Here is a 16,816-nt window from a genome sequence, read left to right on the forward strand (position 1 = left end):
CCCCGACGACCTCCCGCCCCGGCTGACCCGCCTCACCTTCCACGGCCCCCTCTCGGAAGCCCGCGCGGCCGCCATGGTCCGGCGCCTCGCCGCCGCCGGGCCCGGCCGTGTGCTGGACGTCGGCTGTGGCTGGGGCGAGCTGATGCTGCGCGTGCTGGAGGCGGTACCGGGAGCGCGCGGGGTCGGCTTGGACCTGGGCGGAGAGGACCTGGAGCGGGGCCGGCGGAACGCGGCGGCGCGGGGTCTGGCGGACCGCGTGGAGTTCGTCGAGGAGTCCGCCACGGGTACCCGGCGGGGCCCGGCGGACCTGGTGCTCTGCCTGGGCGCGAGCCACGCGCTCAGCACGGCCGAGCCGCCCACCGCCGAGGCGCTGCGGGAGCTGCGGCGGCTGGTGGCCGACGGCGGGCGGGTGGTGCTCGGCGAGGGGTTCTGGCAGCGGCCGCCCACGGAGGCCGAGCTGGCCGGGATGTGGCCGGGGGCCTCCGCCGGCGACCACCACGACCTGGGCACCCTGCTCGATCTCGCGGTCGGGGCCGGTTTCCGGCCGGAGTGGACCGAGACGGCGGGCCCGGACGAGTGGGAGGAGTTCGAGTCGGCGTACCAGGCGGACGCGGAGGTGTGGCTCGCCGGGCACCCGAGCCATCCGCTGGCCGCCGCGACCCGCGAGCGCCTGGACCGGCACCGGGGGCAGTGGATGGCCTACCGGGGTGTACTCGGCCTCGCCTACCTCACCCTCGTACCGGTCGCCGCCTGAGAGCTCCTGCCGGTCGCTGTCCGAAACGCCTGGGACGCGGCAGCCGCGGGTGGGCGGCGCCTCACGCCGGGCGCGCACACCGGGACGCGCCCGGCCTCCCCGACCCGGCCTCCGTGCCGAGCGCCGTCCGAGACCCGGCGGCCGCCGCCGACGGGGGTGGGGTCCGACTCACGCCGGGCGCACCGTCTCCCCCGGCCGGCCGCCGCCAAGGACTTCCCCTTCAGTGACGGACCACCCGACGCGAGCCGGGAAGGCCGGCTCACGCCGGGTGCATGATCCCTACCCGACCGGCCACAAGGCGTGCCCCCGCACTCGACCGGCCACCAAGCATGCCCACTCCCGGCGGGCTACCCAGCCACGGGCCGGAAGACGCGGCTCACGCCAGTACCTGCACCCTCTCCACCCGACCGCCCACCACACGCGCCCCCTCCCGGCGGGCCGCCCGGCCACCGGCCGGAAGGCACGGCTCACGCCGGTACGTGCACTGTCTCCACCCGGCTGGCCACCAGGCGTTCCCGCTCCCGGCGGGCCGCCCTGCCGCGCAGGCGCAGGATCTGGCTGACGCCCAGCGCCTGGAGGAAGAAGACCGCCGAGAAGGCCACCGTGTAGTCGTCCCCCGTGGCGTCGAGCAGGACGCCGATCGCGAACAGGGTCGTCATCGAGGCGATGAACCCGCCCATGTTGGTGATCCCGGAGGCGGTGCCCTGCCGCTCGGGCGGGTTGGCCGGGCGGGCGAAGTCGAAGCCGAGCATCGAGGCAGGACCGCAGGCGCCGAGGACCACGCAGAGGGTCAGCAGCAGCCCCATCGGGGCGTGGGTGCCGGGCCAGGCGAGGGTGAGCGCCCACAGCACCGCGGTCGCCGCGACGGTGCCGAGGGCCAGCGGCAGCCGCGCCCGGTGGTGGCGGGCGACGATCTGGCCGTAGACCAGGCCGATGGCCATGTTGGACAGCACGACGAGGGTCAGCAGGTCGCCCGCCCTGGCCCGGCTCAGTCCCTGCGCCTGGACGAGGAACGGCAGGCCCCACAGCAGCAGGAACACCATCGCCGGGAACTGGGTGGTGAAGTGCACCCACAGACCGAGCCGGGTGCCGGGCTCGCGCCAGGACGCCGCGATCTGCCGGCGCACATAGGCCGAGCCCCGGTGCGGGGACGGCTGGGGCTCGTGCCCCTCGGGGTGGTCCTTCAGGAACAGCAGGGTCAGCACCAGGACGACCGCACCGGCCACCGCGCTGCCCGCGAAGGCGGGGGTCCAGCCGATGCCGTGCAGCAGCCGGGCGATGACGAGGGTGGAGACGAGGTTGCCCGCCATGCCGACCAGACCGGCGAGCTGCGCGACCAGCGGGCCGCGCCGGGCGGGGAACCAGCGGGTGCCGAGGCGCAGCACGCTGATGAAGGTCATGGCGTCGCCGCAGCCGAGCAGCGCGCGCGAGGCGAGGGCCGTGCCGTAGGAGGCGGAGAAGGCGAAGCCGATCTGGCCCGCGGTGAACAACACCGCGCCGATGCTCAGCACCCGCTTGGTGCCGAGCCGGTCCACGAGCAGGCCCACGGGTATCTGCATGCCCGCGTAGACCAGCAGCTGGAGGATCGAGAAGGTCGAGAGGGCGGAGGCGCCCACGTGGAAGCGGTCGGCCGCGTCCAGGCCGGCCACGCCCAGGGAGGTGCGGAAGATGACGGCGACGAAGTAGACGGCGACGCCGATGGACCACACCGCGACGGCACGCCGGCCGCCCTCGGGGTCACCCGGCAGGGTGGCGTTGCTCATCGGACCTCACCCCGCGCGAGGTGCGAGAACCAGCCCACGTGCCGGTGCACGACGCCCACCGCGGCCTCCGCGTCCCCGGAGCGCAGCGCGTCCAGGATCTCCTCGTGCTCGGCGAGCGTCTTGGCGATCCGGTCGGGGTGGGAGTGCATGACCGCGACGCCCATCCGCAACTGACGGTCGCGCAGCTGGTCGTAGAGACGGGAGAGGATCTCGTTGCCGCCGCTGCGGACGATCTCGGCGTGGAAGCAGCGGTCGGTCTTGGCGGCGGCGGCGAAGTCCCCGGCCGCGGCCTGTCCCTTCTGCTGCTCCAGCAGCTCCGCCAGCCGTTCCAGCAGCGCGGGCGAGGCGGGTACGGCCTTGCGGGCCGCGTGCTCCTCCACCAGCAGCCGGGTCTCCACCACGTCGGCGATCTCCTGCGCGGAGACCGGCAGGACCAGGGCGCCCTTCTTGGGGTACAGCCTGATCAGGCCCTCCACCTCGAGCCGCAGCAGCGCCTCGCGCACGGGCGTGCGGGAGACCCCCACGGCGTCGGCCAGCTCGCCCTCGGTGAGCAGCGTGCCGCCCTCGTAGCGGCGGTCCAGTACGGCTTGCTTGACGTGGGTGTAGACGCGGTCGGCGGCGGGGGGCTGTTTCACAGGCGTAGCCATGTCCACAGGATAGATACAACGCGTACGCATACGGGAGCCCCGTCCGGCATATGAACGTGACGCAGATCTCACCCAGCGCCCGCACAACCTTCTGTGCTACTTACGTGTCGCACACGTGCGGCCCCACTCGCTTGGCAGTCCAACTCGGCCGCATTCCAGGGGCATTCAAAGACAATCGGGGTATTTCACTTTGATTACCGGCATCAAGGGCACCCGCCGCATCCGCCGAGCCACCGCCGTCGCCGTCACCTCCGGCGCGATGCTCGCCACCGGGGCCCTCACCGCGGCGCCCGCGCAGGCCGTCACCGCGCCCTCGATCGTGGCCAAGGGCGGCTACGTGATGAACAACTCGAGCGGCTCCAGCCTGTACAACAAGGCAGCGGACGACACGCGCTCCACGGGCTCCACCACCAAGATCATGACCGCCAAGGTCGTGCTGGCGCAGTCGAACCTGAACCTCGACTCCAAGGTGACGATCCAGAAGGCGTACAGCGACTACATCGTGTCGAAGGGCGCCTCGTCGGCGCACCTGATCGTCGGTGACAAGGTCACCGTCCGCCAGCTGCTGTACGGGCTGATGCTGCCGTCCGGCTGCGACGCTGCCTACGCGCTGGCCGACAAGTACGGCACCGGCTCGACCCGCGCCACGCGCGTGGCGAACTTCATCGGCAAGATGAACACCGCCGCCAAGAACCTCGGTCTGAAGAACACGCACTTCGACTCGTTCGACGGCATCGGCAACGGCTCGAACTACTCGACGCCGCGCGACCTGACGAAGATCGCCAGCAGCGCGATGAAGAGCTCCACCTTCCGCACGATCGTCAAGACGAAGTCGTACACCGCGAAGACGATCACGAAGACCGGCAGCACTCGCACCATGGGCCGGTGGGACAACACCAACACGCTGCTCTCCAGCTACAGCGGCGCCATCGGTGTGAAGACCGGTTCCGGCCCCGAGGCCGGCGCCTGCCTCGTCTTCGCCGCGACCCGTAACGGCAAGACCGTCATCGGCACGGTCCTGGCCTCCAGCTCCTACGCCCAGCGCGCCACGGACGCCACGAAGCTCCTCAACTACAGCTTCGCCAAGCTCGGCTGACACCCACCCAGCAGAGCACCGAGGGCCCGCCGCGACTCCGCGGCGGGCCCTTCGCGTCGTGGAATGCCAGCGGAATCGACGATCTTCCCTCGCAATCGTGAAAGATCCCGGTTGCGGTTGGCATGTTCGATTTCCTCCGCTCTACGTTCCGCAGCGGAGGTGGTTCGGATGAATGAACCCAGCAAGCGATCCGACTCGGCCGCACGGCACGAGGCGATCGACATCAGCGACTTCGTCTACGCGGCGACCGGAGCCCGGGTGCGAAGGCTGACCATGCCGGACGGGACGCATTGGTTTCCGGCTGTGGATGTGTGCAGGCAGTTGGGCCACACCAACCCGCAGAAAGCACTGGGCGACCATGTCCCGGAAGACCATCGAGAAAATCTCGAGACCCTAACTGGAGGTTACGGTCTCAGCGTTCCCGCAGGTAGGGAGTGGCGCCGAGACTTGAACGTCATCTCTCTCCAAGGTCTCATCCTCCTCGTCAGCGCCTGCACCAAGCCTTCCTGCGCCCCCTTCAAGCAGTGGGCGGCGGAAGTGATCGAGACAGTGCAGCGGGAGGGTTCCTACGCCCTCGAAGAGGCGGAGGTGCAGTCGGCCGAGCCGGGTGCTCCAGTCGCATACGCCATGCCGGAGCAGGTCGCCGAGGCCATCGTGCGGCTGGAGGCGCACAACCTTCAGCTGGACGAGGAGCTGGCGAACGGGCAGCGCGAGACGATCGCGCTGCAGAAGGAAGCCGTCGATCTGCAGAAGGAGACACTCGGACTGCAGAGGGAAACCGTCGACCTGCAGAAGGAGACACTCGGACTGCAGAGGGAGTCCGTCGACCTGCAGAAGGAGATGCTGGGCATCCAGCGGGAGACCCTGGCGACGCAGAAGGCCACCCTCGCCGTGCAGCAGGCCCTGGTGCGGGCGATGGAGCGCATCGCCGACCGGTTCGACGTCCTGGTCCTCGGTCGTGCCGCCCCCAGCTCCGCTCACCCCACCACGGAGACCGTGCTGGCCGACTGGCGGCGGCGGTTGTCGGTGACGGAGGACGTGTGGACGGTGGCGGTGGTGATCGCGCCGGTGCTCGTCGAGAAGGGTGAGCTGCGTGAGCCGCTCGAGTCGATCGCGGCCCGTACGGGCCTGACGGTGCATCGTGTCAACGAGTGCCTGCGCCTGCTGCGCCGGCACGCCTGCATCCGCTCCCAGGGCGGAGCCGAGGACGGAGCACCCGTCTACGTGCTCGGCCGCGTCTGACGACCCGGTGAAAAGACGGAGGGGGCGGCCGCAAACCAAACTTGCGGCCGTCCCCTCCAGGGCGTCGAGGTTACTCCTCCTGGGGTGTCAGGCCCAGGAGATCAGTCGCTTCGGCTGTTCCAGGATCGCCGCCACGTCGGCGAGGACCTTGGAGCCCAGTTCGCCGTCGACCAGGCGGTGGTCGAAGCTGAGGGCCAGGGTGGTGACCTGGCGGGGCTTCACCTTGCCCTTGTGGACCCACGGCTGGAGCTTGATCGCGCCGACCGCGAGGATCGCGGACTCGCCGGGGTTGAGGATCGGCGTACCGGTGTCGACGCCGAAGACGCCGACGTTGGTGATGGTCACCGTGCCCCCCTGCATCGCCGCCGGTGACGTCCTGCCCTCGCGGGCCGTGCCGACCAGCTCGCCCAGCGACTCGGCGAGCTGCGGGAGCGTCTTGGCGTGCGCGTCCTTGATGTTGGGGACGATCAGGCCACGGGGGGTGGCCGCGGCGATGCCCAGGTTGACGTAGTGCTTGAGCACGATCTCCTGGTTCGCCTCGTCCCAGGACGCGTTGATGTCCGGGTTGCGCTTGATGGCGACCAGCAGGGCCTTGGCGATCAGCAGCAGCGGGTTGACCCGCAGGCCCTGGAACTCCTTGTCCTGCTTCAGCTCCTCGACCAGCTTCATCGTGCGCGTCACGTCCACCGTCACGAACTCCGTGACGTGCGGGGCCGTGAAGGCCGAGCCGATCATGGCCTGTGCCGTCGCCTTGCGGACACCCTTGACCGGGACACGGGTCTCACGCGCGCCGTCGTGCGACACGACGGGCGCGGCGGCCGCGGGGGCCGTCACGGGCGAGGGGGCCGCCACGGCCGGTTCGGCGGCCTGGGGGGCCGCCGCCGCGTGGACGTCCTCGCGGGTGATGACGCCGTCGGGGCCGGACGGGGTGACCGTGGTGAGGTCGACGCCGAGGTCCTTCGCCAGCTTGCGCACCGGCGGCTTGGCCAGCGGCCGGGACTCGGCGGGGGCGCCGTGGCCGTTCAGCTCGGTCTGGACGGCCTGGGCGGCCTGGGCGGCCGCCGGGACCTTCACCTCTGGGCCCTTGCGCGGCCGGCGCTTGGTGGAGGTGGTCGCCACGCCGTAACCGACCAGCACGGGCTGGCGGGCCGGAGGCTTGGGCTCCTCCTCCACCTTCGCGCTCTCCGCGGGGGCCGCGGGCGCGGCCTCGGCCTGCTCGGCGGGGGCCTCGGCCGGGGCGCCGCCCGACACGTCCACCGCGATGATGGCGGTGCCCACGTCGACCGTGGTGCCCTCGGGGAAGCGCAGCTCGCGGACCACACCGTCGTAGGGGATGGGCAGTTCGACGGCCGCCTTGGCGGTCTCGACCTCGCACACCACCTGGCCGTCGGTGACCGTGTCACCCGGCTGGACGTACCACTTGAGGATCTCGGCCTCGGTGAGTCCCTCGCCCACGTCGGGCATCTTGAACTCGCGTACGGATGCTTCCGTCATCGTCGTCACGAACCCTCTCCTCAGTACGCCAGGGCACGGTCGACGGCGTCGAGCACCCGGTCCAGGCCAGGCAGGTACTCCTCCTCCAGGCGCGCCGGCGGGTACGGGGCGTGGTAGCCGCCGACCCGGAGCACCGGGGCCTCCAGGTGGTAGAAGCAGCGCTCCGTGATCCGGGCGGCGATCTCCGCGCCGGAGCCGAGGAACACCGGCGCCTCGTGGACGACGACCAGGCGGCGGGTCTTCTCCACCGACGCCTGGACGGTGTCGAAGTCGAGGGGGCTGACCGAGCGCAGGTCCACGACCTCCAGGGACTTGCCCTCCTCGGCGGCCGCGGCGGCGACCTCCTGGCAGAGCTTCACCATCGGGCCGTAGGCGACCAGGGTGAGGTCGGTGCCCTCGCGGACGACCTGCGCCTTGTGCAGCGGGGCGGGGATGGCCTCGGTGTCGACCTCGCCCTTGTCCCAGTAGCGGCGCTTGGGCTCGAAGTAGATCACCGGGTCGTCGCTCTGGATGGCCTGCTGCATCATCCAGTACGCGTCGGAGGCGTTGGAGGGGCTGACCACCTTCAGGCCGGCCACGTGCGCGAACAGCGCCTCGGGGGACTCGGAGTGGTGCTCGACCGCGCCGATGCCGCCGCCGTAGGGGATACGGATGACGACCGGCATCTTGACCTTGCCGAGCGCGCGGGCGTGCATCTTCGCGAGCTGGGTGACGATCTGGTCGTAGGCCGGGAAGACGAAGCCGTCGAACTGGATCTCCACCACCGGGCGGTAGCCCCGCAGCGCCAGGCCGATCGCGGTGCCCACGATGCCGGACTCGGCGAGCGGGGTGTCGATGACCCGGCTCTCGCCGAAGTCCTTCTGCAGGCCGTCGGTGACCCGGAAGACACCACCGAGCTTGCCGACGTCCTCGCCCATGACGAGGACCTTGGGGTCCGTCTCCAGGGCGCGGCGCAGCGACTCGTTGATCGCCTTGGCCAGTGCCATGTTCTTGGTCTCGGCTGCCATGGTCAGACCCCCTCTGCGTCCGCGAACGACGCCTGGTAGGCGGCGAACTGGGCTCGCTCCTCGTCGACGAGCGCGTGCCCGTCCGCGTACACGTTCTCGAAGATGGCGAACCGGTCCGGGTCCGGCATGGCACGGACCGCCTCGCGCACTCGCCTGCCCAACGCCTCGGACTCGGCCTCGAGTTCCGCGAAGAATCCCTCGTCCGCGTGGTTTGCGGCCTCCAGGTACCGGCGCAGGCGCAGGATCGGGTCCTTCGCCTCCCAGGCCAGGCGCTCCTCGTCACCCCGGTAGCGGGTGGGGTCGTCGGAGGTGGTGTGGGCCCCCATGCGGTAGGTGTACGCCTCGACCAGGGTCGGGCCCTCGCCGTTGCGGGCGCGCTCCAGCGCCCACTTGGTGACCGCGAGGCAGGCCAGCACGTCGTTGCCGTCCACCCGTACGCCCGGGAAGCCGAAGCCCTGGGCGCGCTGGTACAGCGGGACGCGGCTCTGCTTCTCGGTGGGCTCGGAGATGGCCCACTGGTTGTTCTGGCAGAAGAACACCACGGGCGCGTTGTAGACCGCGGAGAAGGTGAAGGCCTCGGCCACGTCGCCCTGGCTGGAGGCGCCGTCACCGAAGTAGGCGATGACCGCCGAGTCCGCGCCGTCCTTGGTCACGCCCATCGCGTAGCCGGTGGCGTGCAGGGTCTGCGAGCCGATGACGATCGTGTAGAGGTGGAAGTTGTTGCTGTTGGGGTCCCAGCCGCCGTTGTTCACACCGCGGAACATCCCGAGCAGGTTGGTCGGGTCCACCCCGCGGCACCAGGCGACGCCGTGCTCGCGGTAGGTCGGGAAGACGTAGTCGTCCTCGCGGGTGGCCCGGCCGGAGCCGATCTGGGCGGCCTCCTGGCCCAGCAGCGAGGCCCACAGGCCCAGCTCGCCCTGGCGCTGCAGCGCGGTGGCCTCGGCGTCGAAGCGGCGGGTGAGCACCATGTCGCGGTACAGGCCACGCAGCTCGTCGGGGGTGATCCCGGCGACGTACGCGTCGTACTCGGCGTTCTCGACCCGCTCGCCCTCGGGCGTGAGGAGCTGCACGAGTTCCGGGTCGGTGCTCTTCTTGGTGGTGCGGGTCGTGCGCTTGGTGCCGGTGGCTCCGGTCCTGCTGCCGGTGGTGCCGGCCTTGCCTGCGGCGCTGCGTCGCGGCTTGCGCGCGGCACTGCTCTCCACGGTCACGTGTGCTCCTCCGTCGTTCCGGCCCCCGGGGTTGCCGGTAGGCCAGTGCGGCTCACCTGTTTTCGACCACCGGGCACGGGGTGGGTGCCACTCGGCCGGGAACAGGCGTGACAGGTGCCCCGGCGAGCGCCCTGCGACTTTTACGTTACCCAGTGCTCCACATTTCTGTGAAACCCCTCCTGACCTGCGTTTTTGCTTGGATTTCCAAGTAAATCCGCAAGGACCGGAAGCCCGCTGGTCACAGCCTTGCAGGAGGCCGGAGCTACGGCACGTTATCCCGGCGACCCCGGACACGGGAAGAGCCTTCTTGTGACACTCGCCTCGCACACCAAGATGGACATGTCGTGACATTCCCGTCTGGCGGGACAGGATGCGGGTCGCCCGGCACGGCGCCCCGCGCGACCGGGGGGCGCTTTTTCGACCCGGTACGCCGGGTGACCGAAAGAGACCGCCGATGACTGCCTGTGACAACGCCCAGCTCACGGGGTCTTGGGGTGCCCTAACATCTGGCGCGTGCCGCGCTCATGTGTACCACCCCCTCTTTCGCACGCGCCCCCTCTGGGCGCCCTGCTGCCCCTGTATTCCGCCGGTGCCGCCCTCGCCTGTGAACCCGTCGACCAGGGCCTGCTCAACCGGGGCTACCGGGTCAGCACCACCCGCGGCCGCTACTTCCTGAAGCACCACTTCGACCCCGACACCGCCGATCCGGCGGCGATCGAGCGCCGGCACAGCGCCACCCAGCGCCTGGCCGACCTGGGGGTGCCGGTCGCCCCGCCGCTCGCCCACCGCGAGGGCCGCACGGTCGCCGTGGTCGGCGGCCACGCGTACGCCCTGTACCCGTGGGTCGACGGCCGGCACCGCCACGGCGGCCAGCTCACCCGGGGGGACAGCGCGCGCCTGGGGGCCCTCCTGGGGGCCGTACACGCCTGTCTGGAGCGGGTGATGCCCCCCAAGGGGCGCACCCGCCCCGCGACGAGCCCGCACCCCGTGGAGAGCGCCGACCCGGCCGACACCTTCAGCCTCATCGACGACCTGCTCGGGCACGTCCGCCGGCACCGCCCGGCCGACGCCTTCGACGCGCTGGCCCGCCACCGGCTCCTGGAGCGGCGCGCGCTGGTGGAGCAGCACGCGCACCGGCGCCCGCCGCGCGGCGGGCCGGTGGGGTGGGTGCACGGCGACTTCCACCCGTTCAACCTGCTCTACAAGGACGACGCCCCGGCCGCCATCGTCGACTGGGACCGGCTAGGGGTGCAGCCCCGCGCCGAGGAGGCCGTGCGCGCCGCGGTGATCTTCTTCGTGCGGCCCGTGGGCGCGCTGGACCTGCGCAAGGTGCGGGCGTACGCGCGCGCGTACCGGCGCGCGGCCGGGGCCACCCCCTCGGAGCTGGCCGCGGCCGTGCACCGGGTGTGGTGGGAACGCCTGAACGACTTCTGGATGCTGCGCTGGCACTACGAGCGCGGCGACACCCGCGCGGACTGCCAGTTCCCGGCCGCCTCGGCACTCCCGGTGTGGTGGACCCGGGAGTACGACGCGGTGTGCGACGCCTTCGTGGAGTGACCGCGGAGCCGCCCGCCGCGTGCGCGGTTCAGGGCGACGGCGGGAGCGACGGCGTCGACGGCCTTCAAGTCCCGTCGCCGCCGGCCGCGCCGTCGGTGGCGCCGCCGTCCGTGCCGCCGACCGTGGCGCCGCCGTCCGTGCCGCCGGCCGCCGGGTCCGTCGACGGCGGCGGACTGGTCTGCGGGGCCGTCTCCTCCTGCGAGGTCTGCGGGTCCGTCGGCTCGTCGGTCGGGTCGGAGGTGACGGTGCGGGACGGGGTCGCCGACGGCGTGTAGGACGGCGGCCAGTCGGAACCGGTGCCGGTGCCCGTGCCGTTGTTCGTGGACGTGTCCGTGGGCCGCCCGGTGGACTCGTCGGACGGCGTCGCGGAGTCCGTCTCGTCCTTGGTGGACTTCGAGTGCGTCTTCGCCGGCTTGACGTCGTCGCCGGTACCGCCGCTGCTGTTGTTGTTGTGGTTGAGCGCGAGCGCGACGCCCGCCGCGATCGCGATCACCGCGAGGACGGCCAGGATCCACAGCTTGCCGCGGCCGCTGCCCCTGTTGCCGTGCCCCTCGAAACCGCCGTCGTCGCCGTACCCGGTGGGCAGGATCGGCTGCGGGATCTGCGTGGTGCCCGCGCCGAACTCGCCGGGGTGCTGCATCGCGGTGGTGCCCGCGAAGCCGGCCGCCGGGGTGTGCCGGCCGTCGTGCGCCGCCACCGGGCCGGTGTTCCAGGTGCCGGTGTGGCCGCCCTGCTCGTACAGCATCTGCAGGCCGTACTGGACCAGGCCGCGCATCTCCTCGGCCGTCTGGAACCGGTCGTCGGGCTCCTTGGCGAGCGAGCGCATGACCAGGCCGTCCAGCTCCGGCGGGCAGGCGTCGGAGGTCTCGGACGGCGGGGTCGGGATGTCCTGGACGTGCTGGTAGACCACCGACAGCGGGGTCTCGCCGGTGAACGGGGGCCGCAGCGCGAGCAGTTCGTACAGCAGGCAGCCGGTCGCGTACAGGTCGGAGCGGTGGTCGACGGCCTTGCCGAGCGCCTGCTCCGGGGAGAGGTACTGCGGGGTGCCCATGACCATGCCGGTCTGCGTCATCGTGGTCGACGCCCCGTGCAGGGCGCGGGCGATGCCGAAGTCCATGACCTTGACGGCGCCGTTGTCCGTGATGATCACGTTGGCGGGCTTGATGTCGCGGTGCACGATGCCGTGCTGGTGCGAGTAGGCGAGCGCCTCCAGCACCCCGGAGACGATGATCAGGGCCTGCTCGGGACCCGGCGCCTCGGCGTTCAGCAGCAGGTCGCGGATGGTGCGGCCCTCGACCAGCTCCATCACGATGTACGGCACGGACTGGCCGCCCACGAAGTCCTCGCCGGAGTCGTACACGGCGACGATCGCGTGGTGGTTGAGACCCGCCACCGACTGGGCCTCGCGCGTGAAGCGGGCCTTGGAGGTGGGGTCCTCGGCGAGGTCGGCGCGGAGCAGCTTGACGGCGACCGTGCGGCCGAGACGGACGTCCTCGGCGGCGAACACCTCGGCCATGCCGCCGCGGCCCAGCCGATGGGTCAGCCGGTACCGGCCGTCGCCGACGAGCCCGCCGTTGCCCCACATCTCCGGCGTCTCGGACATGCCGCCACCAGTCGCCTCGGGGTCGGACGGGCCCTGGGCGCTGTGCGTCTGTGCCATCGGTCCTCGCCGTCGTTTCTGCCCGCGGTGCGCGCGGTGTTGTCACGGTCTCCGTCGGCCACGCTACAGCCTTCGCGGGGGCCGCCGGTCCGGATCCGCTACCGGGACCGGTCCCGGACGGATCGGTCATGAAACCTCTAGCACGCGCTCTCGTGCAAATTCTGTGTGCCGGTCGTACGCCCGCTGTAACGCTTGCGCGACGCTTCTTGCGCGTACGGTCACGGAACGGGCACCCCGCTTGACGTGTCCGGGCCCTGGGGCAGACTTGGCCGGGAATGAGACATTCGATCAAGGCATGTTCCGCTCGATGAAGGCGCCGGACGGCCAGTGGGGGACACGGAGAGATGAGCCAGGACGGCGCACAGGGCAGATACGCGGGGCGCGCTCTGGCGGGCGGTCGCTACCAACTGCGTGACCTGCTCGGTGAGGGCGGCATGGCCTCGGTGCACCTGGCGTACGACGCCGTGCTCGACCGCCAGGTCGCGATCAAGACGCTGCACACCGAACTGGGCCGGGAGCAGGCCTTCCGCGAGCGCTTCCGCCGCGAGGCCCAGGCCGTGGCCAAGCTCACGCACACCAACATCGTCTCCGTCTTCGACACCGGCGAGGACGACGTGGACGGCATGACGACGCCGTACATCGTCATGGAGTACGTCGAGGGCCGCCCGCTGGGCTCGGTCCTGGACGAGGACATACGGCAGTTCGGGGCGATGCCCGCCGACAAGGCGCTGAAGATCACCGCCGATGTGCTGGCGGCGCTGGAGATCAGCCACGAGAAGGGCCTGGTCCACCGCGACATCAAGCCGGGCAACGTGATGATGACCAAGCGCGGCGTGGTCAAGGTCATGGACTTCGGCATCGCCCGCGCCATGCAGTCCGGGGTCACCTCCATGACCCAGACCGGCATGGTCGTCGGCACCCCGCAGTACCTCTCGCCCGAGCAGGCCCTCGGCCGCGGGGTGGACGCCCGCTCCGACCTGTACTCGGTCGGCATCATGCTGTTCCAGCTGGTCACGGGGCGGCTGCCGTTCGACGCCGACTCGCCGCTGGCGATCGCCTACGCGCATGTGCAGGAGGAGCCGGTGGCTCCCTCCTCGGTCAACCGGTCGCTGCCGCCCGCGGTGGACGCGCTGGTCGCGCGGGCCCTGAAGAAGAACCCGAACGAGCGCTTCCCGACCGCCGAGTCCATGCGGGACGAGTGCCTGCGCGTCGCCGGCTCCTTCCAGGCGGCGGCGCCGAGCATCGTGCCGGGCTCCGCGCCGACGCAGAGCGGCTCGGGCGTCGGCTCCGCCGTGTTCCCGCCGGTCGACCAGGCGACCCCGGCGCCCACCGGCCCGGTGCAGACGCCGTACCAGCCGGTCCCGGCCCCGCACCCCTACGGCACCCCGCCACCCGCCTACGGCTATCCGCAGCAGGGCGGCTACCAGACGCCGCCCGCCGCGTTCGGGCAGCAGGCGCACGCGACCCCGCCGCCGTACTCCGTCACGTCCCCGACCACGGTCCAGGGACCGCAGGGCGGCGGCGGCAAGGGCAACAAGCCGGTGATCATCGGGTCCGTCGCCGTGTCCCTCGTCGCGGTCGTCGGCCTGGTCGTCGCGCTGACGCTGAACAGCGGCGGCGAGGACGACAAGGGCGGTGGCCGCGCCAGTGCCTCGCCCTCGACGCACGCGTCCGGCTACCGCCCCCCGGACACGTCGAAGACCATCGACAAGACGGAGTGCACGGAGCCGCAGGAGTCGTACACCGACCCCCACAAGGTGCGGCTCCCCAACTTCCAGTACAAGAACATCGACTCGGTGAAGGCGTGCTTCCAGGCCGCCGGCTGGAAGTACGAGATCAAGAAGGTGGACGACAACACCTGGGGCGACGGCACGGTCATGTCCCAGTTCCCCGTCGCGGACACGGACTTCGACGCCAAGGGCAGCCAGACCGTGCAGCTGAGCGTCTCGACGGGCAACCCGCCGCAGTGACCCGGCGCCGGTGAGGCGCACGCGAAGGGGCCCGGCGGTCGTCCGCCGGGCCCCTTCGCACGATTTCGGATACGGCCCTCGGCTACGGCCTTCGCCCCGCCCTACAGGTACGGCCCGCCCGAGCGGCCGCCGGCCCGGGGGTCCTCGACGCCCTCGGGGCCTCCCACACCCGGCGGGAGCGCGCGGCGCATCTGCTCCAGCTGCGCCCGCGCGGCCATCTGCTGGGCGAACAGCGTCGTCTGGATGCCGTGGAACAGGCCCTCCAGCCAGCCCACCAACTGAGCCTGCGCGATCCGCAGTTCCGCGTCGCTCGGGGTCGCCTCGTCGGTGAACGGCAGGGACAGCCGCTCCAGCTCCTCGACCAGCTCCGGCGCCAGGCCGTCCTCCAGCTCCTTGACCGAGCTGGCGTGGATCTCCTTCAGCCGGACCCGGCTGGCCTCGTCCAGCGGAGCGACCCGCACCTCCTCGAGGAGCTGCTTGATCATGCTGCCGATCCGCATGACCTTCGCCGGCTGCTCGACCTGCTCCGTCACCGGAATCTCGCGGGAGTCCTCGTCCCCGCCGCCGCCACCAATCGCCATGCCGTCCTGGCCCACGACCAGGATCTGGGGATTTTCCGGCGACCGTTCGTTCCTCGGCATCTCCATGCCGCCATTCTCTCGCACGACTCCACCTCATCACCGTGCTGCCCCCTCATGGGGCTGATCCACCCTTTAGACCTGTCGGCCCAATATGAAATGCCCTGTCCGTCCGGGAATGTGAGGCTGGCTTTCTGTCGGAGTTCGACGATCGGGCTACGGGAGGTCACCGACGTGACTCCATGGCTGCGCCTCACGCTGCGCCTCGTACGACTGCTGCTCGTCCTCGTGACGGCCACGCCGGTCTCCGGCGTGGCCCTCGCCTACGGCGCGGAGGCCACCCCGCCGGACGCGTCCGCGCCCCCGGGCCGGTCCCTCGTGTCCGTCTCCCCGGCCGCGCACGCCTCCGGGCGCGCCGCGTCCGCGTCCGCCGCCGAGCCCTCGCGGGCCGGGAGCCGCGCGGGCGAGGGCAGGATGCGGCCGGGCCGGCCGGACGGTCCGGCCGCCGAGGAGGAGGGGGACGACGACCCCAGCAGGATCACCGGGTCCCCCGGCCTCGCGGAGCCGCAGGACGGCTACCCGGAGGAGGCCGAGCCGCCGGGCGTCACCCCGGCCGCCTCCGACACGCCGGAGGAGGCCGGACTCGACCCCGGCCGGCAGCCGCTGACCCCCACGAGCCAGGATCCGGTCCCCCAGGCCGGCGCCCCCGCCGAACCGGCGCTGCGCATCCTGCCCCTGGGCTCCGGCCTGGTCCTCATCGGCCTGGGCCTGGGCCTGGCGTTCCTGGGCCTGCGGGTACGACGGAGCTGACCGGGGGCCGCCGCGGCCGGCGGGCCGGCCCTTACGGCGCGACCAGCAGCACCTTGCCGATGTGGCCGCTCGCCTCCACCACCCGGTGGGCCTCGGCCGCCTGCCGCATCGGCAGCTCACGGTCGACCACCGGGCGCACGTGGCGGGCCACGAGCAGCGGCCACACGTGCTCGCGCACGGCGGCCACGATGGCCGCCTTCTCGCTCAGCGGGCGGGCCCGCAGCGAGGTCGCGGTGACCGCGGCCCGCTTGGACAGCAGGGTGCCGATGTTCAGCTCGCCCTTGGTCCCGCCCTGCATGCCGATGATCGCGAGCCGGCCGTTGACGGCGAGCGCCTGGACGTTGCGGTCCAGGTACTTGGCGCCCATGTTGTCGAGGATGACGTCGGCTCCCGCACCCTCGGTGGCCTGCCGCACCTCGGCGACGAAGTCCTGCTCGCGGTAGTTGACGAGGACGTCCGCGCCCAGCTCGGCGCAGAACTCCAGCTTCTCCTTCGTCCCGGCGGTCACCGCGACCTTGGCGCCGATGGCCTTGGCGAGCTGGATGGCCATCGTGCCGATGCCGCTGGAGCCGCCGTGCACCAGCAGGGTCTCGGCCGGGCGCAGGTGGGCGACCATGAAGACGTTGGACCAGACCGTGCAGGCCACCTCGGGCAGCGCGGCCGCCTGCTTCAGGTCGATGCCCTCGGGCACGGGCAGCAGCTGGCCGACCGGGACGGCGACCTTCTGGGCGTAACCGCCGCCCGAGAGCAGCGCGCACACCTCGTCGCCCACGGCCCAGCCGGAGACGTTGGGGCCGAGCGCGACGATCCGGCCGGAGCACTCGAGGCCGGGGTAGGGGGAGGCGCCGGGGGGCGGGTCGTAGAAGCCCTGCCGCTGCATGATGTCGGCGCGGTTGACGGCGCTGGCCACCACCTCGACCAGCACCTCGCCCGCGCCGGGCACCGGGTCGGGGACCTCGCTCCACACCAGCGACTCGGGCCCACCAGGTTCGGGAATCGTGATCGCATGCATGGACGCGACGCTACTCCC

General features: G+C 71.8%; 14 protein-coding genes. 6 read left to right on the forward strand and 8 right to left on the reverse strand.

All coding sequences use genetic code 11. The features are described from left to right. On the forward strand, positions 1-754 hold a 754-nt coding region (locus V7E45_RS11065), incomplete at its 5' end, for an SAM-dependent methyltransferase (RefSeq protein ID WP_333773928.1). Between the two features lie 467 nt (positions 755-1,221). On the opposite strand, the gene V7E45_RS11070 is transcribed toward V7E45_RS11065, so the two are convergent. Both V7E45_RS11070 and V7E45_RS11075 read right to left on the reverse strand, forming a co-directional pair. Further along, positions 1,222-2,517 (reverse strand): MFS transporter, encoded by a 1,296-nt coding sequence (locus V7E45_RS11070; RefSeq protein ID WP_333773929.1) that lies wholly within the window; start codon positions 2,515-2,517, stop codon positions 1,222-1,224. Beyond that, a complete protein-coding gene (locus V7E45_RS11075; RefSeq protein WP_333773930.1) occupies positions 2,514-3,164 on the reverse strand; it encodes a GntR family transcriptional regulator in 651 nt (216 codons plus the stop codon). The genes V7E45_RS11070 and V7E45_RS11075 overlap by 4 nt, the downstream gene beginning before the upstream one ends. 190 nt (positions 3,165-3,354) lie before the next feature. On the opposite strand from V7E45_RS11075, the gene V7E45_RS11080 reads away from it, so the two are divergent. Together V7E45_RS11080 and V7E45_RS11085 are read left to right on the forward strand one after the other, a co-directional pair. Further along, positions 3,355-4,260: a D-alanyl-D-alanine carboxypeptidase family protein gene (locus tag V7E45_RS11080; protein WP_333773931.1), complete on the forward strand. Its 906-nt coding sequence runs from the start codon at positions 3,355-3,357 to the stop codon at positions 4,258-4,260. A 168-nt stretch (positions 4,261-4,428) separates the two neighbouring features. Beyond that, positions 4,429-5,502, forward strand: a complete 1,074-nt coding sequence (locus V7E45_RS11085; protein WP_333773932.1) for a BRO-N domain-containing protein — start codon at positions 4,429-4,431, stop codon at positions 5,500-5,502. Positions 5,503-5,589: 87 nt separating this feature from the next. Here V7E45_RS11085 and V7E45_RS11090 read toward each other — a convergent pair whose 3' ends face one another. From V7E45_RS11090 to pdhA, 3 genes are read right to left on the reverse strand one after another with little or no spacing between them, the layout of a single operon-like run. After that, on the reverse strand, positions 5,590-7,005 hold the full coding sequence (locus tag V7E45_RS11090; protein ID WP_333773933.1) for a dihydrolipoamide acetyltransferase family protein: 1,416 nt from the start codon (positions 7,003-7,005) through the stop codon (positions 5,590-5,592). A gap of 11 nt (positions 7,006-7,016) precedes the next feature. Continuing rightward, positions 7,017-7,982: an alpha-ketoacid dehydrogenase subunit beta gene (locus V7E45_RS11095; protein WP_333773959.1), complete on the reverse strand. Its 966-nt coding sequence runs from the start codon at positions 7,980-7,982 to the stop codon at positions 7,017-7,019. Positions 7,983-8,005: 23 nt separating this feature from the next. Continuing rightward, positions 8,006-9,211: a pyruvate dehydrogenase (acetyl-transferring) E1 component subunit alpha gene (pdhA, locus tag V7E45_RS11100; RefSeq protein ID WP_333773934.1), complete on the reverse strand. Its 1,206-nt coding sequence runs from the start codon at positions 9,209-9,211 to the stop codon at positions 8,006-8,008. 513 nt (positions 9,212-9,724) lie between these two features. Here pdhA and V7E45_RS11105 point away from each other — a divergent pair. Next, complete coding sequence (locus tag V7E45_RS11105) at positions 9,725-10,768, forward strand: phosphotransferase (protein WP_333773935.1); 1,044 nt, start codon at positions 9,725-9,727, stop codon at positions 10,766-10,768. A gap of 64 nt (positions 10,769-10,832) precedes the next feature. On the opposite strand, the gene V7E45_RS11110 is transcribed toward V7E45_RS11105, so the two are convergent. After that, the gene (locus V7E45_RS11110) at positions 10,833-12,428 is read right to left on the reverse strand and encodes a protein kinase domain-containing protein (protein ID WP_333773936.1); all 1,596 of its coding nucleotides are present in this window, start codon (positions 12,426-12,428) and stop codon (positions 10,833-10,835) included. A 344-nt stretch (positions 12,429-12,772) separates the two neighbouring features. Here V7E45_RS11110 and V7E45_RS11115 point away from each other — a divergent pair, with 344 nt between their 5' ends. Next, entirely contained in the window at positions 12,773-14,398 is a 1,626-nt protein-coding gene (locus tag V7E45_RS11115; protein ID WP_333773937.1) for a Stk1 family PASTA domain-containing Ser/Thr kinase, read from the forward strand. 101 nt (positions 14,399-14,499) lie between these two features. Here the strand turns inward: V7E45_RS11115 and V7E45_RS11120 are convergent, their stop codons facing one another. Next, positions 14,500-15,045 (reverse strand): bacterial proteasome activator family protein, encoded by a 546-nt coding sequence (locus V7E45_RS11120; RefSeq protein ID WP_333773960.1) that lies wholly within the window; start codon positions 15,043-15,045, stop codon positions 14,500-14,502. A 165-nt stretch (positions 15,046-15,210) separates the two neighbouring features. Between V7E45_RS11120 and V7E45_RS11125 the strand changes: the two genes are divergently transcribed. Next, positions 15,211-15,786 (forward strand): hypothetical protein, encoded by a 576-nt coding sequence (locus V7E45_RS11125; RefSeq protein WP_333773938.1) that lies wholly within the window; start codon positions 15,211-15,213, stop codon positions 15,784-15,786. Positions 15,787-15,817: 31 nt separating this feature from the next. On the opposite strand, the gene V7E45_RS11130 is transcribed toward V7E45_RS11125, so the two are convergent. After that, complete coding sequence (locus tag V7E45_RS11130) at positions 15,818-16,798, reverse strand: NAD(P)H-quinone oxidoreductase (protein WP_333773939.1); 981 nt, start codon at positions 16,796-16,798, stop codon at positions 15,818-15,820. Between the last annotated feature and the right edge of the window lie 18 nt (positions 16,799-16,816).

Origin of the sequence: Streptomyces sp. IBSBF 3136 (assembly GCF_036815105.1) — a bacterium.
Taxonomy (GTDB): Bacteria; Actinomycetota; Actinomycetes; order Streptomycetales; family Streptomycetaceae; genus Streptomyces.

Excerpts from the sequence above, each read along its gene's own strand:
- V7E45_RS11070 (WP_333773929.1), bottom strand. The coding sequence starts at position 2,517 with ATGAGCAACGCCACCCTGCCGGGTGACCCCGAGGGCGGCCGGCGTGCC.
- V7E45_RS11075 (WP_333773930.1), bottom strand. The coding sequence starts at position 3,164 with ATGGCTACGCCTGTGAAACAGCCCCCCGCCGCCGACCGCGTCTACACC.
- V7E45_RS11085 (WP_333773932.1), top strand. The coding sequence starts at position 4,429 with ATGAATGAACCCAGCAAGCGATCCGACTCGGCCGCACGGCACGAGGCG.
- V7E45_RS11095 (WP_333773959.1), bottom strand. The coding sequence starts at position 7,982 with ATGGCACTGGCCAAGGCGATCAACGAGTCGCTGCGCCGCGCCCTGGAG.
- V7E45_RS11110 (WP_333773936.1), bottom strand. The coding sequence starts at position 12,428 with ATGGCACAGACGCACAGCGCCCAGGGCCCGTCCGACCCCGAGGCGACT.
- V7E45_RS11115 (WP_333773937.1), top strand. The coding sequence starts at position 12,773 with ATGAGCCAGGACGGCGCACAGGGCAGATACGCGGGGCGCGCTCTGGCG.
- V7E45_RS11120 (WP_333773960.1), bottom strand. The coding sequence starts at position 15,045 with ATGGAGATGCCGAGGAACGAACGGTCGCCGGAAAATCCCCAGATCCTG.
- V7E45_RS11130 (WP_333773939.1), bottom strand. The coding sequence starts at position 16,798 with ATGCATGCGATCACGATTCCCGAACCTGGTGGGCCCGAGTCGCTGGTG.